Here is a 25,211-nt window from a genome sequence, read left to right on the forward strand (position 1 = left end):
AAAATGACATAAACGTGAAGCTTATTTGGCATACCCTTTTTTAAATCATTTCCATTTTTTTACATAAAAATAGGTTGTAGTGAAATGAAGCGGGATTTTTTGAAATACTTCTGTCCAAGGCTCCTAGGCGGTATGTTTTATGAAATCTGTGACGAAATAAATGAACTTGATTGGGCTGTGGCACTGCAACAGTTAATCGAGCTTTTTGAAGATGCTTTAAAAAAGACCAATAACAAATTCAAACAACTAATCAAAGGTCAATTACATCAATGGTTTTCCGCCTTGCCCAATTATATCAAGGCTTATCTGCCTAATTTGTGCTGCGAAAGTTGAGGATGTTAAAAATGTTTTGGATAAATAAAGAAAAGCTTACAAGAAGCAAATGGATCTATTAAAAACCTAAAAAATTTGTTACAAACATAATGTACAAGGGGGATAAAAAATGACGTCAGCCACCAGACCAGTTAAATCAACTGAAATTAACTTTGATTCAGAAAAGGAGTTTAAGGATTTTGCTGATTTTGTCAACAATCCTCCTGAGCCCAGCAAATTCGTTAAAGAGCTCATTGAGCAATATCAAGAGCTGAAAAGGGTCGAATCATTTTGGAGCGGGGATGAAGATGGAGATAATCAAATGCAGATTTTTTTACTGCAGATGTGAGCTAACACAGGCTTAAATTTTGCAGGAATCCGATTATTCTTTGGTATGAAATCAAAATATATTCATTATTTACAATGAAGATGAATAAGGAAGTGCAAATATTTCCCCTAAAAAGGGTTGAGGAGATCCCGCGGTAAGACTCTAACTCGCGACACTTGCCTCATTCCGCGCAACAACGTCAAGATATCACCCGCACCCCCCCCCCTTCACACCCGATACGACTCCGACATCTCGATAAATTTTCGCACCGCGTACGGCAAGTATTTATCCTTATTCCAGATCATGCCGAGTTCCAGATTGACCTCAGGCCGGGAGAAAGGAATCGCGGCCAGATTTTCATTCTTAATCTGGCGGCAGATGCGGCTTGGCAGTAGCGTCACGCCAAGTTTGGCATCGACCATTTCAATCATGAAATCTTTCTGGGAACTTTCACAGACGATTTTCGGTTCGAAGCGGTATCCTGCACACGCCTCCATAATCCGGTCATGGAGGGAAAAGTCATGCCGGTATAAAATGAGCGGCTCGTTTTCGATCTCTGCAAAATCAATGGTTGTTCTGTCGGCCCAGGGATGATCGTTGTGGACCATAAGCATGAGTGGATCTTTTAAGAGTTGAATGGTTTCAAGGTTTTCCTTTTGTGCCGGCAGATTGCAGATCAGACCGATATCCAGTTCGCCGTCCGTGACGCCTTGTCTGATTTTATTGCTGCCGACTTCTGTCAATAACAAGTCAATGGAAGGGTAGGTTTCTTTGTAGTGGCTGATGAATGTTGAAAAAAATGCGGCACCGATAATTGGGGGGATGCCGATTTTGATTTCCCCGCGCTTTAAATCAATCACGTCATTCAATTCGGATGTTAGATTATCAAACGCCTCAAGCACTTTTTTGGCATTAACCAAAAAGGCCTCGCCAGCATCTGTCAGTTCAAGCTGCTGGGATCCGCGATAAAAGAGCGGTGCACCAAGCTCGGCCTCAAGGTTTTTGATTGTTTTGCTCAGCGATGGCTGGGAGATATGCAGTGTATCAGCCGCCCGTGTGACGTTCAATTGCCGGGCGACTTCCGCAAAACATGTTAGCTGCCTGATGTCCATATGCATCGACATCCTTTCATCTATATGGTTAAGCCCATTATACGCCAAGGTATAGCTAAAAGGAATAGTGTTCATGCAAAACATGTATTTTAGTTTCTGGTGCGCTTCCATTAGAATGAAATAAAGGACAAAGGGGAGGGTTCCGTAATGACAGATTACATTCAAACGGGCAATCTTCAAGTGGCTAAAGAACTTTATGCGTTTGTCAATAGAGAGGCGCTGCCAGGAACAGGGCTTGACGAGGCGAGGTTCTGGCAGGACTTAGATAAACTTGTGGCTGATTTGACGCCGACAAATAAAGCGCTGCTGGAGGAACGGGAAAGAATCCAAAAGCAGATCGACGTGTGGCATAAGGAAAATGATGGGGTTGATTTTGACACATACCAAGCGTTTCTGAAAAATATCGGCTATCTGGAGCCTGAGGTGGCGGATTTTACTATCACGACGGATCATGTTGACGAGGTCATTATGCATCAAGCGGGGCCGCAGTTGGTTGTGCCGATTGACAATGCCCGCTATGCTCTGAACGCTGCCAACGCACGGTGGGGGTCGCTTTATGATGCGCTGTACGGCACAGATGTGATCAGTGAAGATGGTGGCACTGAGAAAACGGGGCCGTATAATCCTGTGCGCGGTGAGAAAGTGATTGCTTTTGCCAAAGATTTTTTGGATGAACGTCTACCGCTTGCGGAAGCGTCGCATCATGATGCTGTCCGTTATGCGGTCAGCGGCGGACAGGTTGAGGTGACGCTGGAAAACGGTGCATTGGTCGGGCTCAGAGATGCAGTGCAATTTGCCGGTTATCACGGACCCGCCGACAATCCTGATGCGATTTTGCTCCGGCATAACGGCATGCATGTGGAGATTCAAATCGATCCGAAAGACGCCATCGGTAAAACGGATGCAGCCGGTGTTAAAGATATTTTCATGGAATCCGCGACAACGAGTATCATGGACTGTGAAGACTCGGTGGCGGCCGTCGATGCCGAAGATAAGACGCTCGTTTACCGGAACTGGCTCGGCCTGAATCGGGGCGATTTGACGGCTGTGTTTTCGAAAAACGGAAAAGATGTGACGCGCGAGTTAAATCCTGACCGTACATATACGGGGCCTGATGGCGGAGAGGTTCGATTGACCGGACGCGTGCTCATGTTCGTGCGCAACGTCGGGCATCTGATGACAAACAGTGCCATTTTGGATGCAAATGGTAATGAAGTGTTCGAAGGTATATTGGATGGGGTGTTTACCAGTTTGATGGCGAAACACAGTCTGCTCGGTAATGGTCCATATCAAAATTCACCGGCCGGCTCTGTTTACATTGTGAAGCCAAAAATGCACGGGTCAAGGGAAGCAGCGTTTGCCAATGAATTGTTTTCCCGCGTGGAAGATATGCTGGACATGGCGCGTAATACGCTGAAAATTGGTTTGATGGATGAAGAACGCCGCACAAGCCTGAATCTGAAAAACTGCATTCATGAGGTGCGTGAGCGTGTAGTTTTCATTAACACCGGATTTCTGGACCGAACAGGTGACGAAATCCATACCTCCATGGAAGCCGGCTCGATGATTCGAAAAGGTGAGATGAAAGCATCGACATGGCTGAATGGGTATGAAAAGAATAACGTCCGTGTTGGGCTTGCTGCCGGGTTAAAAGGAAAAGCGCAAATCGGTAAAGGCATGTGGGCGATGCCGGACCTGATGGCGGATATGCTTGAGCAGAAAATCGGCCATCTACAAGCAGGCGGCAACACGGCATGGGTGCCGTCCCCAACGGCAGCGACCCTGCATGCGCTGCATTATCATCAGGCGAATGTTTGGGCGATCCAGAACGCAATTGAACAAGAAGTGACGGACTACCGCGATGATATTTTACAACTCCCGGTCGCACGTGAGGCGAACTGGACAGCTGATGAGATTCAGGAGGAGCTTGATAACAGCAGCCAAACATTGCTCGGTTATGTCGTGCGCTGGGTCGAGCAGGGCGTCGGCTGTTCAAAGGTTCCCGACATTAACGATGTGGCGCTGATGGAGGACCGTGCGACATTACGTATCTCCAGCCAAATGCTCACCAATTGGCTTTATCATGATGTTTGCACAGAGGAGCAGATGATGGACACGTTAAAGCGAATGGCTGTCATTGTGGATAGACAAAATGCCGACGACCCAGCGTATCGGGCGATGGCGCCGGATTATGATGATTCGGTCGCATTCCAGGCGGCATGTGATTTGGTATTTAAAGGACGCGAGCAGCCAAGCGGTTATACCGAGCCGATTCTGCACCAGCGCCGACTCGAAGCAAAGGAAAAGCAAGCCATGAATACAGCAAGGTAAGAACCAGCAGGAAATGAGAGGAAGTGTTAAGGCGCGGCCTGTCCTCTCATTTTTCCTGCTGGTTCTATTATGGTGGCTGGGGAGGGGCGCTGACGAAATCGAGCGAGCGCGGAGGTGCATCGAGCGAGCGGAGGGGAAAGTCGAGCGAGAAGAGAGAAAAGTCGAGCGAGTGGAGGGGAAAAACGAGCGAGAAGCGGGAAAAATCGATCGAGAGCAACCCCAACTCGTGCAGGAAGTCCGCAAACTCGTGTGAGAACGGCTCCAACTCGTGCAGGAACCTCGCAAACTCGTGCGAGAACGGCTCCAACTCGTGCAGGAAGTCCGCAAACTCGTGCGAGAACGGCCCCAACTCGTGCAGGAAGTCCGCAAACTCGTGCGAGGAGGGTCCGCACTCGAGCAGGGATCCTGCAAACTCGAGCGAGGAGGGTCCGCACTCGAGTAGGAATCCTGCAAACTCGAGCGAGGAGGGTCCGCACTCGAGCAGGGATCCTGCAAACTCGAGCGAGGAGGGTCTGAACTTGAGCAGGAATCTCGCCAACTCGAGCGAGGAGCGCCTGAACTCGAGCAGGAATACCGCGAACTCGAGCGAGGAGCACCTGAACTCGAGCAGGAATGCCCGCACTCGAGCGAGAACGACCTCCTAAAGTCCGTTCGCAAACCGCCCGGACGCGTTTCAGCAGCGGCCTACACCCACCGCTTTGTTGAACGTAGTCGAAAGAACGCGTATCTCATAAATTTTTGGAGTATTTAAAAAATAATATCGACTTTGTTATACGACACTGGTTAACTGGAAACAAAGTGGACTACTATTGTTCATGGTGTTCTATAACAAAAAATGACATTTACCTGAGTGAGGAGGACGCCTATATGACCACATCAACGATCGAAGCAGTTGTTCCGGGAGAGCAAATAAAAGAGAGTGAAACAGACCATCCGCTGGGGAACGGCGGACGTCAGATAATCCAAGCCCATTCCGAAGAAGATATTTCGAATGTACTGCAATACGCAAATGAGCACGTGCTAACGGTCAATATTATGTCGGGCGGCACGAAGCGGGGTTATGGCGGCACGATGAAAGAAGCGGATATTTTGCTGTCGCTCGCAAATTACAAGGGCATTGTTGAGCATTCGGTTGGTGATCTGACGTTGACGGTGAGACCTGGCACGACATTAAAGGAGATATCCGATCAATTGGCGGAAAGTGGGCAATGTCTAGCGCTTGACCCGCCGTGGCCGGAGCTGGCGACGATTGGTGGGATTGTTGCTGCGAATGACAGCGGTTGCAAACGACTGCTTTACGGATCGGCGCGGGACCTTGTGATCGGGACGCGGATTGTTTATGTGGACGGCCGTGTGATTCGGACGGGCGGCAAGGTGGTTAAAAATGTGGCGGGTTATGACATGAACAAACTGTTTATCGGCGCGATGGGGACGTTGGGGGTCATCAGCGAGATCACACTCAAATTGCGGCCGCTTCCCAAATATGAGGGGCTCTCACTTGTGCATTTTCCGGATGGCGGTGAACAGAAGATGCATGATGTTGCGAGATGTATCCTGGATTCGATGATGGAACCGGTGTCGCTTGAGGTTCTGACACCATCCATATCGGAAAAGTTAACCGGTGAACGGCTTTATACGCTGGTGATTGCGTTTGAAGATCAAGAAAAAGCTGTTATTCAGCAGGAAAAGTGGGTGACGGAGCATCTACCGTCAGGAGTCACACAGACCATCCTCAGTGAACAGGAGGCAAGTGAGTGGTGGGATGCGTTCCGTCATCAGGGCCCGAATGGTCACAATGATGACCCGGACGCCACCGACACACAAGCGGCGTTAAAACTAGGCAGTCTGCCGTCAGATGTTCCTGCCAATTTAAAAATAGCCGAGGAACTGGCCGGGGTGCATCATGTTTCGCTGGAAGCACATGGCGGTGCCGGGCACGGAATTTCGCGCGTTTATCTAAACGGATTTCCGGAAGATATCATCGCCTTTACGAAAGCGCTCAGATCAGCGGTGGAAAACAAGCATGGATATGTGATTTGCACTCATTTACCGTTCGAGATGAGGCCTGCAGCCGATGTGTGGGGGGAGAAGCCAGCCTATTTTTCATTACTGGAAGGGATTAAACAGACGAATGATCCGAAGAAACTTTTGAACCGGCAGCGGTTTGTGGGAGGGATTTAGATGAGCATGGGTTTAGCAGATATGCTGGGCGGCGGCAAATCCAATCGATCAGCAGCTGCCGCCGTTACGGAAGATCATCAGATGGAAAAGACCGAGCCGGCGTGTCAGTCGAATCCGCTGGGAAATTATATTTGGGAGGATGTTCCCGATGCAACGAAATGGGCGGACTGCGTTCATTGCGGCTTGTGCCTGGAGGCGTGCCCGACATATCAGGAAACCGGTGAGGAACAAAATTCACCGCGGGGCCGTGTTTACTTAATTAAATCGGTGGCCGAGGGTAAGATCAGCCTTGATGAGGCGTTTGCCGATCCGATTTATAACTGCCTTGACTGTCGAGCGTGTGAAACCGCCTGTCCGGCCAATGTCCAGGTTGGCGGTCTGATTGAAGAGGCACGTGGGCAAATCAACCAGTCAATGCCGTTGTCAGGTATCTCCGGGACGTTTAAAAAGACGGTTCTGAATCAATTTTTCCCGCATAAGAAGCGGATGGATAAACTAGGCACCCTGATGCGCTTTTACCAGAAGAGCGGTCTGCAAAAAGCGGCCAGGAAAACGGGCGCCTTCAATGTGATGCCGGACCACTTGAAAGATATGGAGGCAACTCTTCCTGATGTCGGCAAGCCGGTTCTGGGCAGGTATCCTGACATCATTCCGGCAGAGGGCAAGACAAAGGGGCGTGTGGCCATTTTGACCGGCTGCGTCATGGACGTCATGTTTAATGATGTAAACGAAGCGACCATCCGCGTGCTGACGCATAATGGCTTTGAGGTGGGCCTACCGCCTGATCAAGGCTGCTGCGGGGCGCTGCATATCCATGCCGGTGAACGGGATGCCGGAAAACAGCTGGCTAAAAAGAATATCGAAGCGTTCAAAGACTACGATAAAATTCTTGTCAACGCGGCGGGCTGTGGTTGTGCGCTCCAGGAATATGATGAGTTATTCCGGAATGATCCGGAGATGTTGCCGCTTGCGGAGGAATTTTCCGAAAAAATTGAAGACATTACCAAGTTTTTGTATGACCATGATTTCAAACGGCCGCAATCGGAAGTCAACACAACCGTGACCTATCATGACGCGTGTCATCTAGCGCACGGGCAGGGTGTCCGCGAAGAGCCGCGCCAACTTTTGGAGGGCATCCCGGGGGTGGAGATGGTCGATTTGCCTGATGCAGATCGGTGCTGTGGAAGTGCGGGTATCTATAATCTGACCCATCCAGAGATGGCCGGGAGACTGCTTGATCGCAAAATCGATGATGTCCCAGGCGATGTTGACATGATTTCAATGGGCAATCCCGGCTGTATGCTGCAAATTGCGATGGGTGTGCAAAAATACGGGCGGAAGGAGAAAGTCGTTCATACCGTACAGCTCCTTGACTGGGCGTATGAAAAGGATAAGCAGAAAATGCACGAATATGAGCTGTAGGTAAGGGGGTCTGTCCCCCGCTACGGTAAAGTGCGCGGGAAATGAAGGCCATTTTTTAAACATAGATTTTACTCGAAAGCAGGTGAACAGGATGTTTCGGAAAAAGCAAGCTAAACAAAAGCCGGATGCCGTTGCAAGCGCGTTAATCACCATTGCTGGTAAAGAAAATGTGCTTTATTTAAAGGAGGATCTCCTGTCCTATGAATGTGACGGCTATACGCTGGAACGAGGCATGCCAAGGGCAGTCGTGTTCGTCCGGAATACACAGCACGTGGCGGATGTCGTCAAGCAGTTGAATGCACTTGGGGTTCCGTACATTGCGCGTGGTGCCGGTACAGGATTGAGTGGCGGTGCAACCCCAAGGGGCGGCGAGATCATCATCAGCCTTGTCCGGATGAAGCGGCTCCTCGAGCTTGATCTGGAAAACCGTCAAGCCGTTGTTGAACCGGGCTATATCAACTTGAAGCTGACCCAGTCGATTTCCGATAAGGGCTACTATTACGCGCCAGATCCGTCAAGCCAGTATGCCTGCACGATTGGCGGCAATGTGGCCGAAAATTCCGGGGGTGCGCACTGCCTGAAATACGGCGTCACGACCAATCATATTTTGGGTCTTGAAGTCGTTTTGCCGAGCGGTGAGATGATGGAAATCGGAAAAAGTGGTGTACCGGATCAGCCGGGGTATGATCTGCTTGGACTCCTCACCGGTTCAGAGGGGACGCTTGGAATTGTGACGAAAATTACCGTCAATATTTTGAAAAATCCTGAAGGGAAGAAAACGGCCCTAGCGTATTTTGACGATATTGATGATGCAAGCCAGGCGGTGTCCGACATTATCGCAACCGGCATCATCCCGGCCGCACTGGAAATGATGGATGAGATCGCGATTGAAGGAGTTGAGGCGTCGGCCTATCCGGTCGGGCACCCACGCGACATTGCGGCATTTTTGCTGATTGAAGTGGACGGCATCCAGGCAGGGATTGATGACCAAATCGATGACATTTTAACGGTGTGCAAAAGCAATCATGTGCGTGACGTGAAGGTAGCGCAAGATGAAGCTGAGCGCAGTATGTGGTGGGCCAACCGCAAAATGGGTTTCGGTGCGATGGGAGCGATTTCGCCGGACTACCTTGTCCAGGATGGCGTCATTCCGAGAACACGCCTGCCTGAAGTGCTCACACGTATCACCGAAATCAGCCGGAAATATGAACTGCGGATCGCAAATATTTTTCATGCCGGTGATGGCAACCTGCACCCACTCATCCTGTTTGATGCGCGTGTTCCCGGCGAAAGTGACCGGGCGTCTAAAGCAGGGTCCGAATGTTTGCAGGTCTGTGCGGATGTTGGCGGCTCGATCACCGGCGAGCACGGTGTCGGCATCGAAAAATCGGCGGAAATGCGGTTTATTTTCAGTGACGAAGAGATGAGAGCGCAAACAGATATCCGCCATGTTTTCAATCCGGATGATTTGCTGAATCCCGGGAAACTCTTTCCGGAACCGGGGCGCTGTGTTGAAGTGAAACATAACGAGAAAAAAGAAGCAGCGGCATCCATCAATTGAGATGCCTGCACCTGTCCCATCTCGGAGATAGCGCCCGGTGGATGCGAGAGTATCAATGGTGGAGGCGCGGACATCGAAGGTGGGGTAGCGGATATCAACGGTAGGGGCGCGAACATCGAAGGTAGGAGCGAGGGTATCAATGGTAGAGGCGCGAACATCGATGGTGGGGCAGCGGATATCAACGGTAGAAGCACGAACATCGATGGTATAGGAGCGTTTATCAACGGTGGAGGCGCAAACATCACCGGTAGGAGCGTCAGCATCAACGGTGGGGGCGCGAACATCGAAGGTTGGAGCGAGAGTATCAACGGTAGAAGCACGAACATCGATGGTATAGGAGCGTTTATCAACGGTGGAGGCGCAAACATCACCGGTAGGAGCGTCAGCATCAACGGTAGGAGCGCAAACATCGAAGGTAGGAGCGAGCGTATCGACGGTAGGAGCGCGGACATCAACGGTGGGCGAGCAAACATCACCGGTAGGTACGCCAACATCAACGGGAGAACCCGGCCCACTTCATTTTAAAGGGAGTTGATACAATGAAATTCATCCGGTTTAAGCCGAAGAACAGTCAAACCATTTTACAGGGGATCGTAACAGATATGGGATTTAAGCCAATTGCAGGCGATATGTTCACCGGCGATTGGGAAGTGACTGGGAACTTTTATACGGCGGACAGCATCAAGATTTTGGAACCGCTTACACCAAGGCATGTGATTGGCATTGGGGCGAACTATGTTGCGGAACCGAATGATTTACCCGCGAAAGTGCCTGATTTGCCGGTGTTTTTTTACAAACCGGTTTCGTCGGTGATTGGTGGCGGTAAGCCGATTGTGATACCGGAGGGAACCAGCGAGGTGAAATTTGAGTCCGAACTGGCAGTGGTGATGGGGAAACGTGCCAGCGATCTGTCCGAGGAAGAAGTGACGGATTATATTTTCGGCTACACCGTGGCAAATGACGTGACGGCACCAAAGTTTTTCCATGACGACGGGCACTGGACGGTGGGCAAGTCATTCGACACGTTTACACCACTCGGCCCCTGTATCGAAACCGACTTTAATCCCGACGGCGCACGCGTTGAAGCCTATTTGAATGGTGAAAAAAAGCAGGATAGCCCGACAGCGAACATGATTGTGCCAATGCGTAAAATGGTCGCTTATTTATCAAGCGTGATGACTCTGGAGGCAGGCGACGTGATTTTAACCGGCAGTCCGCTTGGGGCGGAAATGATAACAGACGACGATTACATTATTTGCAGCGTTAAGGGCATCGGTGATCTGCAGAATCCGGTTGTGCAAAAGGTAAGTGCGCGTTCACGGTAAATTCGGCCGATATGCGTTCAGCTATGCATGAACGCCAAATTTCCGTTTGCGATATTAAAATTTAGTAAGGGAGGAATTCACCTTGGGAACTGGAACTTTAGCTTTTCTTGCTTTGCTTCCGATCATTGCTGTTGCTGTGTTTTTGGTAGGTCTTAAATGGCCTGCAAGTAAAGCCATGCCGATCTCCTACATTGTGGCGGTTCTCTTGGCACTTTTCGTCTGGGACGTGACATTCCCGAAGGTCGCTGCTGCTTCTGTCAACGGTCTGGTTGTTGCTGTGACGCTATTATTCATTATTTTCGGTGCGATCCTGCTGTTGAACACCTTACAGGAAAGTGGCGGACTGCACACGATTCGCCGCGGTTTTACAGATATCACGCCGGACCGTCGCATTCAGGTCATCATCATCGCATGGCTTTTCGGATCATTTATTGAGGGGACTGCTGGGTTTGGAACTCCGGCAGCTGTTGCTGTGCCACTGATGGTCGGGCTCGGCTTCCCCGCGATGGCGGCGGTTGTCTCTGGGATGGTGATTCAGAGTACGCCCGTCTCATTCGGTGCAGTCGGGACGCCGATCGTTGTCGGGGTAGGCACGGGGGTTGAGCCGCTAAGTCAAATCACAGACGTTTCAAGTTTCGTATTCGGTCTCGCCGGCAAAATCGCTCTGCTCCACACGCTTGCCGGTATACTGGTTCCGTTGTTTTTAGTTGCGCTTCTCACACGGTTTTTTGGAAAAAATAAATCGTTCAGTGAAGGGCTTCAAGTGTGGAAGTTCGCGATTTTCGCCGCGCTTTCCATGACACTTCCATACTTATTGGTCGCCTACACGATGGGACCGGAATTCCCGGCTATGTTCGGTGGTTTGATTGGGCTCGCGATCGTCGTGCCAGCAGCGAAAAAAGGTTTCTTAATGCCGGAAGAAGGTGAAGAATGGGATTTCGAACCAAAAGACCGCTGGGATCCGCTTTGGAATGGGAAGGTCGAGCTGAAGCACCATGATGTCAATGCCGGAAAAATCAGCATGTGGCGCGCATGGGCACCATATGTTTTAATTGCACTCCTGCTGATTATTTCAAGATTGACCCCACTTGGTGAATGGATGCAGGCTGCGATTATACGGATTCCGAATCTATTTGGAACGGAAATCACAGCCGAATGGGAGATTCTCTATTCACCAGGTTTCATTTTTATCGTCGTAGCCGTTCTGACATACTTTATCCACGGCATGAAGGGCCACGAATTTGTCACCGCCTGGAAAGATTCGGCTAAAAACATGATAGCAGCCAGTACGGCATTGGTTTTTACGGTGCCAATGGTGCAGGTCTTCCTGAACACGGATGGCGGGGCAGCAGGCTTTCAGGAGATGCCGCTCGTTCTCGCTGAAGCCGCTGCTGATTTGGGCGGCGAACTCTATCCGTTTTTTGCCACATTCATCGGCGGACTTGGCGCATTTGTAGCCGGCAGTAATACGATCAGCAATATGATGTTTTCGTATTTCCAGTTCGGGGTCGGTGAAAATATCGGGGCAAGTGCAACGTGGATGGTTGCGCTTCAGGCGGTCGGCGGAGCAGCTGGCAACATGATCTGTGTGCATAACGTTGTGGCTGCATCTGCCGTTGTCGGACTTGTCGGCAAGGAAGGCCACGTCATCCGGAAAACGTTGATCCCTTTTGCCTATTACGCGCTTCTGGCCGGTTCAATCGGCTATTCCATCATGTGGACAGCCGATAAAGGCATCTTCAACATCGGCTCGATTATGGCTATGATCATCTGGGCCATCGCCATTTACATTGTTGCGACGAACAAAAAGCGTTTGTCGGCACTAGATCGGAAAAATATTGCCTGATGTTTTGCTATAGAGAGATGCAGCCCTGTCCGTCTGGATGGGGCTGCATTTATTTTGAAGAGGCGGGGCCAAGGGCGGTTCTTTGGTCGAGCGGCGGGTAGAAGGAATCGAGCGGGAAACGGGAAAAATCGAGCGAGAAGGAGGTCAAATCGAGCGAGGAGCAGAGGGAATCGAGCGGGAAACGGGCCAAATCGAGCGGGCCCCGCCCCAACGTGTGCAGGAAGTTCACAAACTCATGCGAGCGCCACCCCCAACTCATGCAAGCCCCGCCTTTGGTCCTCAATAAGCAGTGCGTAAAGTACTAGGCATAATGATTTATAAAATATAGAAAATTTGCAAAAACCAGTCAAAAGTTATATAGACGGGCGTGCGTTAACTTGATAATCTAAATACAACAACATTCACCATCGTTTTACAAGAGGTGGTCAGATCCCCCAAATCCGTCCATGAAAAGTCTAATCTTAGTCTCCAAGATTAGATTTTACCCATATATGCAAATCAGGTTCATAAAAGAAGGAGGTGAGGTGTCACGGTGGTTTCGCAAAAATCTATCATATGGGAGGCGTAAGAATGAAAAATCGTCATTTGTTGTCAACTCTTTCGTTGCTGTTGGTTTTGGCGCTTATTTTTCCGGCTTATACATTTGCGGACAGTCATGATAGCAAACAAGATTTTATCCACGAAAAGATGGAAAACATGACACTTGAGGAAAAAGTCGGACAGTTATTTGTCGTCCATGTTTATGGAAAAACCCCAACGGATCCTGATTACGAGCAGACCAATTTAAATAATAACCGTGGTGGAAAAAATTTCAAAGAAGTCATTGAAAATTATCATCCGGGTGGTGTGATTTATTTTAACTGGACCGATAATATCGGGACACCTATTGATATGGCTCAAGTGAATGCGCTTTCGGATGGCTTGCAGGAGATTGCCATGGAACAGCAGAGCGAAATTCCTCTCTTTGTTTCAACCGATCAAGAGGGTGGCATTGTTCAACGCGTGACCAGTCCGGGTACTGTTTTTCCCGGCAATATGGCGCTTGGTGCGACGCGCTCTGAGGAGTATGCGGCCGCGTCGGCTGGTATTTTGGGTGAGGAACTGAGCAGTCTTGGGATTAATATGAACTATGCACCTGTTGCAGATGTGAATATCAACCCGGCAAACCCGGTGATCGGTGTCCGTTCGTTTGGTGAAAATCCTGATTTGGTGTCGCGTCTGACTGTGGCACAAGTAAACGCATACAAACAGCAAAACGTACTCGCAACAGCGAAACATTTTCCCGGCCACGGTGATACGGCTGTGGATTCCCATTACGGCTTGCCGATTATCAATCATGACCTGGAAACCTTGCATGAAGTGGATTTGAAGCCGTTTAAAGCAGCGATTGAAGCAGGTATTGATTCGATTATGACGGCGCATATTGTTGTGCCGGCATTGGACGATTCGGGGCTTCCGGCAACCCTGTCAAAACCGATTCTGACCGATTTATTGCGCGAAGAAATGGGCTTTGACGGTCTGATTATCACGGACAGCCTTGGCATGTCCGGCGCCAATGTTGTACCGGAAGATCGTGTTGCGGTGGAAGCGTTTAAAGCCGGGAATGACGTTCTGTTAAACCCGCCTGATGTTGAATTGGCTCATAACAGCATGATGGAAGCGGTTGAAAACGGGGAGATCACTGAAGAACGAATAGATGAGTCAGTCTACCGCATTTTAGAAGCGAAGATGGACAAGGGTCTTTTTGACGATCCATACACTGATCCGGACGCCATCGATAATATCGGTACGGACGATCATTTGCAGACGGCAGATGAGATTGCCGATAGGAGCATTACGCTAGTTAAAAATGAGAATGACGTGCTGCCGCTGAATGGTAACGACGATGTGTTCATTACCGGGCCATCAGCTGCGAAACCCGATTTGCTATCGGATCAGTTAACTGAAAAAGGAATTGAAGCAAACAGTTTTGCAACAGGGACAAGCCCGACTGATGGCGAAATCGAGGAAGCTGTCGCGAATGCTGAAGATGCTGAAAAAGTAGTGGTCACAACATATACTGCTAACACCAATGCGGCACAGGAGGAACTGGTGCACGCGCTTGAGGCGGCAGGAAAACCGGTTGTTGTGGCAGCGATCCGGAACCCCTATGATCTCATGGTTTTCCCGGAAGTCGATGCTTACTTAGCCACATACGGTTTTCAGGATGTGTCAGTGAAAGCACTGGCAAACGTCATCTCTGGTGATGTCAACCCATCCGGCAAGCTTCCAGTGACCATCCCGGACATGTATGACGAGGGCCACGGACTGGATTATGTGGACACGCCACTGAGTGCTGACGGTATGCAAACACTCGTAGAAAGCCTGGCGGAAGCGGGAGAAATCGAGGGTGAGCGAACAGCACGCTCCATCACAATGCATTTAACGTCCGTGAACCATTTTGAAAAAAATGATTCAGCCGAAAAAGTCATCAAACACATGAACCGTTTCAAACAATTGCTCGATCATCACAAAGCGGGCGGAGCGATCTCAGCGAAAGCGCACAGCTACCTGATAACGGAAACCGACCGCTTGATTGAAAAATGGTCATAAAGGAGGCGCGGGATCTGCAAGGCGGGACATGGGGTCTGACCCCGTGTCCCATTGGGACAAAGGGTCAGACCCTGCGTCCCACCAGTCCCAAAAACACAATAACGCGTTTGTAATGCCTGTGGATATCCATTCTATAAGGCATTTCAATAAACAGTCCTTATCATAGGGGCAAAATTTCAAAGGAGGCGTTTGTATGGGTATTAAAAAGCAATTAGGCATGGGCGTCATGACGGCGGCACTTGGACTATCGTTAATCGGGGGAGGGACGTACGCGTATTTCAGCGACAACGAGACAACGAACAACACGTTTGCAGCCGGAACGCTTGATTTAGCAGTGGAACCGACCCAGGTGATTGAAGTCGACAATATTCAGCCAGGGGAATCGATGACACGGGATTTTGAGCTGCAAAACAACGGTTCATTGGATATTAATAAGGTGCTTTTGGAAACGGATTATTCCGTGATTGATGATCAGGGCGATAACACCGATGACTTTGGAAATCATATTGAGGTAACATTTTTATACAACGCTGATCAGCTGAATGAAGTGGTTTATGAAACGACTTTGGCCGAGCTAAAAAATATGACACCTGAAGCAGTCAACGAAGAAGTGTTCATGCCGATGCTCGGTGAAGACGGGCTTGAATCCGGTACAGGCGATGACCTCGTTGTTGAATTCGCTTTTGCCGATAACGGTGAAGAGCAAAACCAATTCCAGGGTGACTCGTTAAATCTCGAGTGGACCTTTAATGCACAGCAAACAAATGGTGAAGATAACTGACAGACGTCTAAGACAAGAGAGGCAGGAATAACCTGCCTCTTTCATGTCAGAAGCAAAAAATATTTTGAATGGAAGACTTGAATCAGTGACACGTGGGGGAACGGCCTCTTGTGGGGCGGCTTCAACTCGAGCGGGAGCGGCTGTGACTTGAGCGGGGGTGCTCTGAACTCGAGCGAGAGCGGCTGCCAACTCGAGCGAGCACGGCTGTGACTCGAGCGAGGGTGCTCTGCACTCGAGCGAGAGCGGATGTGACTCGAGCGGGAGTGCTCTGAACTCGAGCGAGAGCGGCTGTGACTCGAGCGGGAGTGCCCCGAACTCGAGCGAGAGCAGCCTCAACGCGACGTGCGCAGGGGGGACTGTAGCAGGGACGATTTTAGATCCAATTCCGACAGTATTTTATAAACATCGATTAATGAACATGCACGGTCTGAACAGGGGGAGGTGCAGTCAATAGTACCTCCATACCAAAATATGAAAAAACGGAGGGATATCCATGAAAAAATGGTCTTTTGCGACGCTGGTAGTCGTCTTCCTGATAGCCTTGATACCGGCGGCAGTGGCAGGTGATGGAACAGATGAGGCAAAAGAGCAGGAAAGCTTTTCGCCCGGTGTTGAAGTACTTTTAAATAAGCAATTGGATCAGCTGGAAGGGAAAAATGTCGGGTTGATCACGAATCCGACGGGGGTTGACCAGGAGTTAAACAGTATTGTCGATACACTGCACAACGATCAGGATGTGAACCTTGTTTCCTTGTACGGGCCGGAGCATGGGGTTCGTGGAAGTGAACAGGCCGGGGGCTATGTCGAATTTTACATTGATGAACGAACAGGGCTGCCTGTCTACAGTCTGTATGGGGAAACGCGAAAACCGACACCGGAAATGCTTGAGGGCGTTGATGTTCTGCTGTTCGACATTCAGGATGTCGGCACGCGCTTTTACACGTACATTTACACGATGGCTTATGCGATGGAAGCTGCCGGGGAAAATGACATTGAATTCATGGTGCTCGACCGGCCGAATCCGATTGGCGGTGTCAACGTGGAGGGGCCTGTGCTTGATTCCGACTATTCCTCATTTGTCGGCTTATATCCGATCCCGCTCCGTCACGGTATGACGGTTGGCGAGTTGGCGTTGTTATTTAACGAGGAGTTTGACCTCAATGCTGATTTGTCAGTGGTCGAAATGGATGGATGGGAGCGTTGGATGGACTATGATGACACCCCGCTTGAGTGGGTCTTGCCATCACCGAATATGCCAACGCTTGATACAGCCAATGTTTATTCAGGTGCTGCCTTGATTGAAGGGACGAATGTGTCGGAAGGACGTGGCACAACTAAACCGTTTGAACTGATTGGTGCGCCGTTCATTGACGGTACCGATCTTGCAGAAGCGTTGAATGATGCCGGGTTGTCAGGCGTCCAATTCCGATCGGCGTATTTTACACCGCAGTTTTCCAAACATGCCGGCGAGCTGTCCGGGGGCGTGGAAATTCATATTAAAGACAAAGGCGCTTATCAGCCTGTCAAAACCGGGCTGACTATTGTGAAAACCATTCATGATATGTATCCGGATGATTTTGCCTTCCGTGCCGAGAACAGTGCGGGTGTCTCATTTTTCGATAACCTGATCGGCAATGGCTGGGTACGTGAAGAAATTAAAAATGGCACATCGGTTGACGCAATCGTCGCGCAATGGCAGGAAGGTTTGGACGATTTTAAAGATGTACGACGCGATTATTTGCTGTACACGACAAGCACCCAGGAGATAATCGACATGGTGGAACAGTTTGAAGCGGAAGGGGCGTTTGCCGATGATGAAGCCGTTCGTGCGTTAACGATGCACTTGACAGCCGTAGACCGCTTTGAACAAAGTGAATCTGCAGATAAAGTGGCCAAACATATACGAAGTTTTCGTCTGCTGCTTGATCATCAGCTGGACAATGAGCAAATCTCAGATGAAGCGTATGAGGCGTTGAAACATAAGACGGAATCGATGATCGGACAATGGGGATAAAAAAGTGGGACAAAGGGTCAGACCCTCTGTCCCACTTTAGAGAGGAGAAACAGATATGAAAAATAGATTTATGTCAGTTACGCTGGCTGGTACAGTACTCGCTTTGGTATTTTTCGCAGGCACTGGAAAAACCGCGGCTGCCTCGCCTATCATCGAGACCGGCGCGCCGGATAGCGTGCAGATGCTGCAGGCGCCGTTAGATGACATTGATGGCGTTATTCAGCAGGGAGTCGCCGATAAGTACATGGCCGGTTCTGTCGTTTTGACGGCTAGAAACGGGACCATTGTAAAAGAAGACGCGTACGGCTATGCGGCACGCTATTTGGATGATGATTTTACCGAAATGGACAATCCAGTGGACATGCAAACGGACACCATATTTGATTTGGCATCCATTACGAAAGTGTTCACCGCAACGTCTGCGATGCAGTTGTATGAGCAGGGAGCGTTTAGCCTGGACGATCCGGTGGCGGACTATATTCCTGAATTTGCGCAAAATGGAAAGGCCGACGTCACGATCAGGCAACTGCTGACGCACACATCCGGTTTCCCTGCGTGGATTCCGCTCTATCAGACGACAGATTCCCGTGCGGAAGCCTATGCAGAGGTATTTGCGACTGAATTGGAGCATGATCCAGGAACCAATTACGCATACAGTGATCTGAATATGATTACGATGGCTGCAATCATTGAAAAAATTTCAGGCGAGCGGCTTGACCAATATGTTGAAAAAAATATTACCGAGCCGCTTGACATGACCGACACGATGTTCAACCCGCCCGAGTCGCTGAAAGATCGTATTGCGGCAACCGAATATCAGCCACAGACCGACCGGGACATCGTTTGGGGCGAGGTGCATGATGAAAACGCCTGGGCGATGGACGGTGTTGCCGGTCACGCCGGTTTGTTTGCCACGGCACAGGATCTGGCGGTATTTGCGCAAATGATCCTGAATGACGGCATATACGACGGTACACGCATTCTTGAAGCCGAAACCGTGGATTTGATGGAAACGAATCAGCTGCCCGAATACCCGGGGAACGCACACAGCGTAGCCTGGGAGCTGAACCAGGGTTGGTATATGGGGAATTTATCTGAGCCGACAACCATGGGGCATACTGGCTTCACCGGCACATCAATCGTGATCAGCCCAAGCAAAAATGCCGTAGCGATTTTACTAACCAATAAAGTTCACCCGACACGTGAGGCACCGTCCACCAATCCGATCCGTCAGGCAGTGGCCGGAAAGACGGCCGCTGCGATCGATGCATGGAGTGCGTCAACTTTAGAAGAACTTGTCGCGGATTTTGCAGATGAAGGGGCATTTAGTAGTGGTCGTGCTGCCCATTCGTTGAAAATACACCTGACCGCTGTCAGCCATTATGAAGATGAGAACGCGGCCGCTAAAGTCGTCAAACATATGGAAGGGTTTAAAACGCTGTTGGATCATCACGAAGAAAACATGTCGGAGGATGCCTATGAAACACTTAACAGGAACACAGATTATTTGATCGGTAAGTGGCAATAGATTTTGTACCTGGAACGGTAGGGTTGTACCACGCGTTGAAATGGAGGGGTTTATGTGAAGAAGTGGTTTACCATGGTTGCAGCAATGGTGATTTTGTTTGCCGTATTACCTGTAACGGTAGCTGGTAAAGCTCAGGAAGATAACCAGCCAGCCAATGAACTGACGGTCAGACTTGCAACTTATAACATGCACACAGGCATTGGAACAGATGGAAGCTACAACTTGGACAGGCTTGCCGAAACGATTCGCGAATCCGGTTCAGATATAATTGGACTGCAGGAAGTTGACGTTAACTGGAGTAGTCGAAGCCAGTTTGAAAATCAGGTTGAGATTCTGACCGACACATTAAATATGGACTACTTCTTTGCGCCGATCTATAATTTGGATCCGCCCGCAGCGGGAGAACCGAGGAGACAATACGGTATAGCTGTCTTAAGCAAATATCCAATTTTGCATGCTGAAAACCGCGAAATAGCGAGGCTGTCCACCCAGGATGCTGACCCGGTTCCAAAACCCGCGCCTGGTTTTCTTGAAGCACAAATTCATGTCGACGGAGAGGAAGTGTGGTTTTATGTTACACACCTTGATTACCGATCAGACCCGACAGTACGGGAATTGCAAGTTGATGATATGCGCGACATCACATCCAGCCACAGCAACAGCATTCTGACCGGTGATATGAACGCAACACCTGATTCACCCGAATTGGCACCGCTTTTCGAACAGTTTGAAGATACCTGGGCTTTGACGAATGAAGACCCAGGCTATACGTTCCCATCCGATTCTCCGGATAAAAGAATTGACTATGTGCTAACAACACCGGGAATGGAAGTCCAGTCAGCCAGTGTTATTTCGTCAATGGCGTCCGACCATTTACCGGTCACGGCCGATGTCACCTTAGAACCCGGGGAACACCCATTGGATGCATCCAGTTTGAAGGCTCTTGTTGATCATTTTGACGAAGAAGGCGAATTCACCAGCGATGTAGACGTTCATTCGTTAAAAATGCATTTGGCCGCTGTCAGTCATTATGAAGATCGAGAAGCAGCGGAAAAAGTTGTAAAACATATGGAAGGATTTAAAAGGTTGCTGGATCACCAGCAGGACAATATATCAGAGGATGCTTATGAAACATTGAAAACGGATGCAGATTATTTGATAAGTGATTGGCAGTAAGTCTGGGACAAAGGGCAGGCAAGCTGTCCAAGGGAAGTGGAAGTTCATAAGGTTTTCAATCCTGCCACCTTCACCAGCCTTAGAATAAAAGCCGGGCAGTTCAGCTGTCCGGCTTTTGGGTTTGAAAGGGCGGTTCCTAGCTGGTATTTCAGTTTTGGCAACTGCTCTGCATAGGGCGGTTGGCGGCTTCTGCACGAGTTGAGAGCAATCCTGCACGAGTTAAGGGATTTCTCGCCCGAGTTGAGAGCAATCCTGCACGAGTTAAGAGAGTACTCGCACGAGTTAAGAGCAATCCTGCACGAGTTAAGGGATTTCTCGCCCGAGTTGAGAGCAATCCTGCACGAGTTAAGGGATTTCTCGCACGAGTTAGGAGCAATCCTGCACGAGTTAAGGGATTTCTCGCCCGAGTTAGGAGCAATCCTGCACGAGTTAAGGGATTTCTCGCATGAGTTGAGAGCAATCCTGCACGAGTTAAGGGATTTCTCGCCCGAGTTGAGAGCAATCCTGCACGAGTTAGAGCAGTTCTCGCACGGGTTAGTAGTATTCCTGTACGAGCTCGACTACCTCCAGTGGTCATATTAAATGATTTCACTTCAAAAACGCTCAGATGAAGATGGTACCGAACCCCAAAAGTTAGAGTCTTTCAGGGGTAACCACCTTTCTGAGCGTTTTTGTTCACTACATATACCGTTAGTTCTTTACTGGTTTGCTTTTATTTATTTTCTTATGTTTATCGTTCTTTTAGGCTAATAAACTTAAAAACTACTGCCAATCATCAAGTAAACTCTCAGTTGCCGGCATTAACTGATTGTAAGCCATCTCTGATAGTATGTTATGATCCTTCTGATGCTCAAGCAGCGGTTTAAATCCATTCAGATGTTTTATCGCTTTGTCCATGAATCCCGTGTTTTTATAATGAGCAAGTACATTTAAGTGGGTTTCCACATGGCGAATGGCGTCTTCATCATTGAATTCACCATCATCCTTCAGTTCGTCAACAAGATTTTGCAAGTACGGAAGCCCGCCCATTGCTCGCTCAAATGCCTTTTTGCCGCCGACAATCGGCAATTTCACATGACTCTGACCCAGTGAAACATTGGTCGTTGCCCGGTTCTCATCCGTCATGAGCCGTCTGTCATCACTGCCTGCAATCACGATGCCAATGCGGTGGCCCTTTTTGAAAACATAGTCTTCAGGGAGCGTACTCCATTGAAAACGATAGCTTTTGCCTGGTGTCAGAATATCTGTTTGATCCAATGCCCTCCAGTTTTGGGCATCGAGCCATCCGTGTGTAACAATTTCATATGGTGCCGTGTGCGTTGTTTTTTCTGTTTCCTTATAACAGGCATCGTCCACATCAGTACTTTCACCCCAGCACGTCTCAGTCTCCAGTGTACGGACGCCCTCGCCTCTGTCAAGATGGTTCACACGTTCATCCGTTCCGTAATCCACAATCATGGCTGTCAGATTTGTATCCGCCGCATCTACCATTGCTCGAATATCAAATTCAGGAACGCCGCTTAATGTCATCTCCTCTTTTAATTCAGGAGACAAAAACATTAATCTGTTTTCTTTTGCTGTTAATTTGTCTTCAACCATTTCTGGTTCTGTCTGTTCAGGATCGTCTGTGAACGTTTGGCTGAAGCTGCCTTTAACAGCTGTCGTTGTCAACGTTCCGGGTAATTCGTCTGTCTCCGGTCCGAGTTTTACCTTAACTGATTCTGAGTCTTCAAGTGGCCACGATGAATAGGTTTTCCACTCATCGGCTGAACGTTCAATGTCAACCGCCGGCTCCTCCATAATGCCGTTGTCGATATCAAGCAGCCAATGGTCAAACCATTGATGAAGCGTGTCTACCCATTCTGTCCGGCGAAAATCAAATGGGTCAACATGCCCGGTCTGTGTCAGCCAAAGCTTCCGTGGTACATCATTGTTGGCAAGTTCTCCCCACCAATTGGAAAAATGGTTGGCTTTAACATTATAATCATTCAAACCATGGATAACGAAAACACTTGCGTCTACATTATCGGTATCTTTCACAAAGTTGCGCTCATCCCAAAATTCATTGTAATCACCGGTCTCATCATCAGCCCCGGCTCTGATTTCCTCCCTAACAGGTGCACATGCTTCAATACTGTCGCTGCTTACCACCGTTCTGGCCAGGCCGCTCGGTCCATTCGGGTAAAATGGAATGCCCCCATATCGGTAATAGTCATACCAGCTGCTGATGGCTCCGATTGGGACGATGGTTTCCAGCCCTTCAACGCCCGTGGCAGCAACGCCGTTCGCAACGGTGCCATCATAAGATTTACCGATCATCCCGGTTTTACCTGTCGTCCAGTCGGCTTCGATTTTCTCGCCATCTTCATTCCAAGCGGTCCCGTTTCCGTTCAGCCACTCAATGACTGTTTTGGCACTTTCTGTTTCTTCGTAGCCTCCGGTTGTCGGACAGCTGTCGGAATTATTTGTCCCGACCATATCGACCAGCACAACGGCATAGCCCCTTGGCACAAAATAGTTATCGTAGAATAGCGGGAATTTTTCATTCGTGCCGTCAGCGTTGGGGTCTTTGATCTCAGATTCATTGCCGCGCCCAAGACGTTCATAGTAAGGGCTTGCATCCATAATAACGGGCACTTGCAGATCATCTTCGGTTTCCTTTGGGCGGATGATATCTGCTGCGATACGATCAGGCTCACCATCGTTATCGCTGTCTAATGATGATTCAACATAGATCGTTTCTCTGATTGCGTCCTCATACGAATAGATCGGTTCTGTTACACCGTTTTCGAGCTGATAGCCGGTATCCGGTACAAATTCGCCTTCTGTACTGGCATCTGCATGAGATGGGTAAGCTAAAACAGCTGACAACAATAGGATCAATACAATTGGTATAAATTTGTATGTGCCATTTTTTAACAAAAATCCCTCCTAATCTATCGATTGCTATTAGAGTAGCGGTTAATAGAGAAAATAGGAAGAGAATTTTATACTAATTTTCAGAAATATTTTGGGTGCAGATTAGTCGAAAAGTAGTGAATCAGATTGTTTTGGCGTGCGGTTTCCGCAGGGTGTGGTAATTTCCGCGTCTGCATAGGACTCTGGACGGTTTAGCAGAGGCTCCATTCACGTGTGTCATTCTAGCGGACTTTTGAACAACTTCATGGATTGCCTCGACAAAACTGGGTATTTTTTTACCTTAAACCTGTCATTTCGATTAAAAACGAAAAAAGAACTAGGCAAAAGGGCAGGAAAATAACGGAAAATTTATAAAAGTGGAACCAAAGTTATATAGACTGGTGCACAATAACTTGATAGTCTATTAATAAGATTTCGAGTATTTTAAAAACAAATAGATTCCTTAGTAACAATATCATAGAACATAATAGGGTAGCTGGTTCATCGAAGTACCATGAATAAATTGTTAGCACATTGGTTTTCAATCGAGAGATAAGGAGAGGGGATGAAATGAAAAGTAGTCGTTCCGTAAAAAGCAGGAACTTTAAAAGCCTTTTCTTTAAACTATCTGCGGTGGTTTACTTTTCCTTTTTAATCACTTTTCTGCTTACATCACCAACGAGCGCTTATTTTCAGGATTCCGAAGAGGCATCCGTGAATATTTCATTTTCTAGTGATTTTGGTGAAGAACCAACAGAACCAGCTGAAGATTCCAGTAGCAAGGGAGAGGACAATACCCAATCATCCAGTACCGAGGGCCAACAACAGTCGGGTCAGCAGGAAGCCACAGATCAATCTGGACAGCATGAAAAGACAGATACAACAAATCAAACTTTAACATCAGAACAGTCGTCAGCACATCCATCCAGGGAAGTAGAAAAACCCGATGCATCTTCAGAGGTAGATCGTGATCAAGCAGAAGCAGAGACAAAAGGCGAGACAAAATCGGAGCCTAAAGAAGCAAATGAGGAAGATAAGTCAACGATCACACCGGCGTCAGAGTCGGATTAAAAGTGGAACAAGGGGCCTGACCCTTTGTCCCAGTAGTAGAAAGTTAAACATTTGCTTTAATGTCCATAGATATCCAGTCTATGGGCATTTAAATAAATAACCCTGCTTGTCAGGGAAAAATTTAAAGGAGGCGTTTGAATGGGAATAAAAAAGCAATTAGGTATGGGGGTCATGACGGCAGCACTCGGTTTATCATTAATGGGTGGAGGAACGTATGCGTATTTCAGCGACGGCGAGGCCACGAACAATGCATTTGCGGCCGGGACATTTGATCTGGCGGTAGAGCCGACACAGGTAATTGAAGTTGACAACATGCAGCCAGGTGATTCCATGACCCGCGATTTCGAACTGCAGAATAATGGATCACTCGCTATCGACAAGGTGCTTCTGGAAACAAATTACGACGTCATCGATGCAGAAGGTGACAATACTGGTGACTTTGGAACTCATATTGAGGTCGAATTTCTGTACAATGCTGATAAGCTGGATGAAGTGATTTACCAGACAACATTAGCCGAACTGCAAAGCATGTCACCGGAAGCTGTTAATGAGCACGTGTTTGATCCATTGCTTGAGGACGGGCTTGAACCGGGAACAGGCGATGACTTGGTTGTTAAGTTCAATTTTGTCGATAACGGAGAAGATCAGAACCAATTCCAGGGTGATTCCTTAAATCTGGAGTGGACATTTAATGCCCAGCAAGCTGCAGACGAGGAGGATTAATGGACGTTGG

The 25,211-nt window shown here is 48.7% G+C and carries 20 protein-coding genes and 2 pseudogenes; 18 read left to right on the forward strand and 4 right to left on the reverse strand.

Annotated elements, in window-relative coordinates; all coding sequences use genetic code 11:
- Positions 1-117: 117 nt before the first annotated feature.
- Positions 118-333: pseudogene (locus tag E4U82_RS12000) on the forward strand (IS4 family transposase); the annotation flags it as partial.
- A gap of 109 nt (positions 334-442) precedes the next feature.
- Complete coding sequence (locus tag E4U82_RS12005; RefSeq protein ID WP_135110428.1) at positions 443-661, forward strand: hypothetical protein; 219 nt, start codon at positions 443-445, stop codon at positions 659-661.
- A 206-nt stretch (positions 662-867) separates the two neighbouring features.
- On the opposite strand, the gene E4U82_RS12010 is transcribed toward E4U82_RS12005, so the two are convergent.
- Positions 868-1,752, reverse strand: coding sequence for a LysR family transcriptional regulator (locus E4U82_RS12010; protein ID WP_135110429.1), 885 nt, complete (start codon positions 1,750-1,752; stop codon positions 868-870).
- Positions 1,753-1,899: 147 nt separating this feature from the next.
- Between E4U82_RS12010 and E4U82_RS12015 the strand changes: the two genes are divergently transcribed.
- Complete coding sequence (locus E4U82_RS12015; RefSeq protein WP_135110430.1) at positions 1,900-4,083, forward strand: malate synthase G; 2,184 nt, start codon at positions 1,900-1,902, stop codon at positions 4,081-4,083.
- A 67-nt stretch (positions 4,084-4,150) separates the two neighbouring features.
- Here E4U82_RS12015 and E4U82_RS12020 read toward each other — a convergent pair whose 3' ends face one another.
- Positions 4,151-4,705: a hypothetical protein gene (locus E4U82_RS12020; RefSeq protein ID WP_135110431.1), complete on the reverse strand. Its 555-nt coding sequence runs from the start codon at positions 4,703-4,705 to the stop codon at positions 4,151-4,153.
- Positions 4,706-4,950: 245 nt separating this feature from the next.
- Between E4U82_RS12020 and E4U82_RS12025 the strand changes: the two genes are divergently transcribed.
- From E4U82_RS12025 to E4U82_RS12050, 6 genes are all read left to right on the forward strand, one after another.
- Complete coding sequence (locus E4U82_RS12025) at positions 4,951-6,264, forward strand: FAD-binding oxidoreductase (RefSeq protein ID WP_135110432.1); 1,314 nt, start codon at positions 4,951-4,953, stop codon at positions 6,262-6,264.
- Positions 6,265-6,345: 81 nt separating this feature from the next.
- The gene (locus E4U82_RS12030; RefSeq protein ID WP_167751402.1) at positions 6,346-7,686 is read left to right on the forward strand and encodes a (Fe-S)-binding protein; all 1,341 of its coding nucleotides are present in this window, start codon (positions 6,346-6,348) and stop codon (positions 7,684-7,686) included.
- Between the two features lie 91 nt (positions 7,687-7,777).
- Positions 7,778-9,247: an FAD-linked oxidase C-terminal domain-containing protein gene (locus E4U82_RS12035; RefSeq protein ID WP_135110434.1), complete on the forward strand. Its 1,470-nt coding sequence runs from the start codon at positions 7,778-7,780 to the stop codon at positions 9,245-9,247.
- A gap of 352 nt (positions 9,248-9,599) precedes the next feature.
- Positions 9,600-9,782 (forward strand): hypothetical protein, encoded by a 183-nt coding sequence (locus E4U82_RS12040; RefSeq protein WP_135110435.1) that lies wholly within the window; start codon positions 9,600-9,602, stop codon positions 9,780-9,782.
- Between the two features lie 4 nt (positions 9,783-9,786).
- The gene (locus tag E4U82_RS12045) at positions 9,787-10,572 is read left to right on the forward strand and encodes a fumarylacetoacetate hydrolase family protein (RefSeq protein ID WP_135110436.1); all 786 of its coding nucleotides are present in this window, start codon (positions 9,787-9,789) and stop codon (positions 10,570-10,572) included.
- A gap of 82 nt (positions 10,573-10,654) precedes the next feature.
- Positions 10,655-12,418, forward strand: coding sequence for an L-lactate permease (locus E4U82_RS12050; protein WP_135110437.1), 1,764 nt, complete (start codon positions 10,655-10,657; stop codon positions 12,416-12,418).
- Between the two features lie 49 nt (positions 12,419-12,467).
- On the opposite strand, the gene E4U82_RS12055 is transcribed toward E4U82_RS12050, so the two are convergent.
- Positions 12,468-12,677, reverse strand: coding sequence for a hypothetical protein (locus E4U82_RS12055; protein WP_135110438.1), 210 nt, complete (start codon positions 12,675-12,677; stop codon positions 12,468-12,470).
- Between the two features lie 311 nt (positions 12,678-12,988).
- Between E4U82_RS12055 and E4U82_RS12060 the strand changes: the two genes are divergently transcribed.
- From E4U82_RS12060 to E4U82_RS12085, 7 genes and pseudogenes are all read left to right on the forward strand, one after another.
- Positions 12,989-15,010 (forward strand): glycoside hydrolase family 3 protein, encoded by a 2,022-nt coding sequence (locus E4U82_RS12060; RefSeq protein ID WP_135110439.1) that lies wholly within the window; start codon positions 12,989-12,991, stop codon positions 15,008-15,010.
- Positions 15,011-15,203: 193 nt separating this feature from the next.
- On the forward strand, positions 15,204-15,791 hold the full coding sequence (locus E4U82_RS12065) for a CalY family protein (protein WP_135110440.1): 588 nt from the start codon (positions 15,204-15,206) through the stop codon (positions 15,789-15,791).
- Between the two features lie 493 nt (positions 15,792-16,284).
- A pseudogene (locus tag E4U82_RS12070) lies at positions 16,285-17,538 on the forward strand (exo-beta-N-acetylmuramidase NamZ family protein); the annotation flags it as partial.
- Between the two features lie 27 nt (positions 17,539-17,565).
- A complete protein-coding gene (locus E4U82_RS20635; protein ID WP_425339524.1) occupies positions 17,566-17,805 on the forward strand; it encodes an FIMAH domain-containing protein in 240 nt (79 codons plus the stop codon).
- A gap of 55 nt (positions 17,806-17,860) precedes the next feature.
- Positions 17,861-19,333, forward strand: coding sequence for a serine hydrolase domain-containing protein (locus tag E4U82_RS12075; RefSeq protein WP_135110442.1), 1,473 nt, complete (start codon positions 17,861-17,863; stop codon positions 19,331-19,333).
- Positions 19,334-19,387: 54 nt separating this feature from the next.
- On the forward strand, positions 19,388-20,509 hold the full coding sequence (locus tag E4U82_RS12080; RefSeq protein WP_245183570.1) for an endonuclease/exonuclease/phosphatase family protein: 1,122 nt from the start codon (positions 19,388-19,390) through the stop codon (positions 20,507-20,509).
- A 198-nt stretch (positions 20,510-20,707) separates the two neighbouring features.
- Positions 20,708-21,091: a hypothetical protein gene (locus E4U82_RS12085; protein WP_135110443.1), complete on the forward strand. Its 384-nt coding sequence runs from the start codon at positions 20,708-20,710 to the stop codon at positions 21,089-21,091.
- 180 nt (positions 21,092-21,271) lie between these two features.
- Here the strand turns inward: E4U82_RS12085 and E4U82_RS12090 are convergent, their stop codons facing one another.
- Positions 21,272-23,431, reverse strand: coding sequence for a Xaa-Pro dipeptidyl-peptidase (locus tag E4U82_RS12090; RefSeq protein ID WP_245183571.1), 2,160 nt, complete (start codon positions 23,429-23,431; stop codon positions 21,272-21,274).
- Positions 23,432-23,977: 546 nt separating this feature from the next.
- Here E4U82_RS12090 and E4U82_RS12095 point away from each other — a divergent pair.
- Both E4U82_RS12095 and E4U82_RS12100 read left to right on the forward strand, forming a co-directional pair.
- Complete coding sequence (locus E4U82_RS12095) at positions 23,978-24,478, forward strand: prolipoprotein diacylglyceryl transferase (RefSeq protein WP_135110444.1); 501 nt, start codon at positions 23,978-23,980, stop codon at positions 24,476-24,478.
- Positions 24,479-24,616: 138 nt separating this feature from the next.
- On the forward strand, positions 24,617-25,201 hold the full coding sequence (locus tag E4U82_RS12100; protein ID WP_135110445.1) for a CalY family protein: 585 nt from the start codon (positions 24,617-24,619) through the stop codon (positions 25,199-25,201).
- Positions 25,202-25,211 lie beyond the last annotated feature (10 nt).

It is taken from the genome of Lentibacillus salicampi (assembly GCF_004565465.1).
In the GTDB taxonomy this organism is placed as follows: domain Bacteria; phylum Bacillota; class Bacilli; order Bacillales; family Amphibacillaceae; genus Lentibacillus; species Lentibacillus salicampi.

What these genes read in the sequence shown, in the direction of transcription:
- E4U82_RS20635 (WP_425339524.1), top strand. Translation starts at nt 17,566, where the DNA reads ATGGTGGAACAGTTTGAAGCGGAAGGGGCGTTTGCCGATGATGAAGCC.
- E4U82_RS12005 (WP_135110428.1), top strand. Translation starts at nt 443, where the DNA reads ATGACGTCAGCCACCAGACCAGTTAAATCAACTGAAATTAACTTTGAT.
- E4U82_RS12025 (WP_135110432.1), top strand. Translation starts at nt 4,951, where the DNA reads ATGACCACATCAACGATCGAAGCAGTTGTTCCGGGAGAGCAAATAAAA.
- E4U82_RS12075 (WP_135110442.1), top strand. Translation starts at nt 17,861, where the DNA reads ATGAAAAATAGATTTATGTCAGTTACGCTGGCTGGTACAGTACTCGCT.
- E4U82_RS12045 (WP_135110436.1), top strand. Translation starts at nt 9,787, where the DNA reads ATGAAATTCATCCGGTTTAAGCCGAAGAACAGTCAAACCATTTTACAG.
- E4U82_RS12035 (WP_135110434.1), top strand. Translation starts at nt 7,778, where the DNA reads ATGTTTCGGAAAAAGCAAGCTAAACAAAAGCCGGATGCCGTTGCAAGC.
- E4U82_RS12030 (WP_167751402.1), top strand. Translation starts at nt 6,346, where the DNA reads ATGGAAAAGACCGAGCCGGCGTGTCAGTCGAATCCGCTGGGAAATTAT.
- E4U82_RS12095 (WP_135110444.1), top strand. Translation starts at nt 23,978, where the DNA reads ATGAAAAGTAGTCGTTCCGTAAAAAGCAGGAACTTTAAAAGCCTTTTC.
- E4U82_RS12100 (WP_135110445.1), top strand. Translation starts at nt 24,617, where the DNA reads ATGGGAATAAAAAAGCAATTAGGTATGGGGGTCATGACGGCAGCACTC.
- E4U82_RS12065 (WP_135110440.1), top strand. Translation starts at nt 15,204, where the DNA reads ATGGGTATTAAAAAGCAATTAGGCATGGGCGTCATGACGGCGGCACTT.
- E4U82_RS12060 (WP_135110439.1), top strand. Translation starts at nt 12,989, where the DNA reads ATGAAAAATCGTCATTTGTTGTCAACTCTTTCGTTGCTGTTGGTTTTG.
- E4U82_RS12015 (WP_135110430.1), top strand. Translation starts at nt 1,900, where the DNA reads ATGACAGATTACATTCAAACGGGCAATCTTCAAGTGGCTAAAGAACTT.
- E4U82_RS12010 (WP_135110429.1), bottom strand. Translation starts at nt 1,752, where the DNA reads ATGGACATCAGGCAGCTAACATGTTTTGCGGAAGTCGCCCGGCAATTG.
- E4U82_RS12055 (WP_135110438.1), bottom strand. Translation starts at nt 12,677, where the DNA reads ATGAGTTGGGGGTGGCGCTCGCATGAGTTTGTGAACTTCCTGCACACG.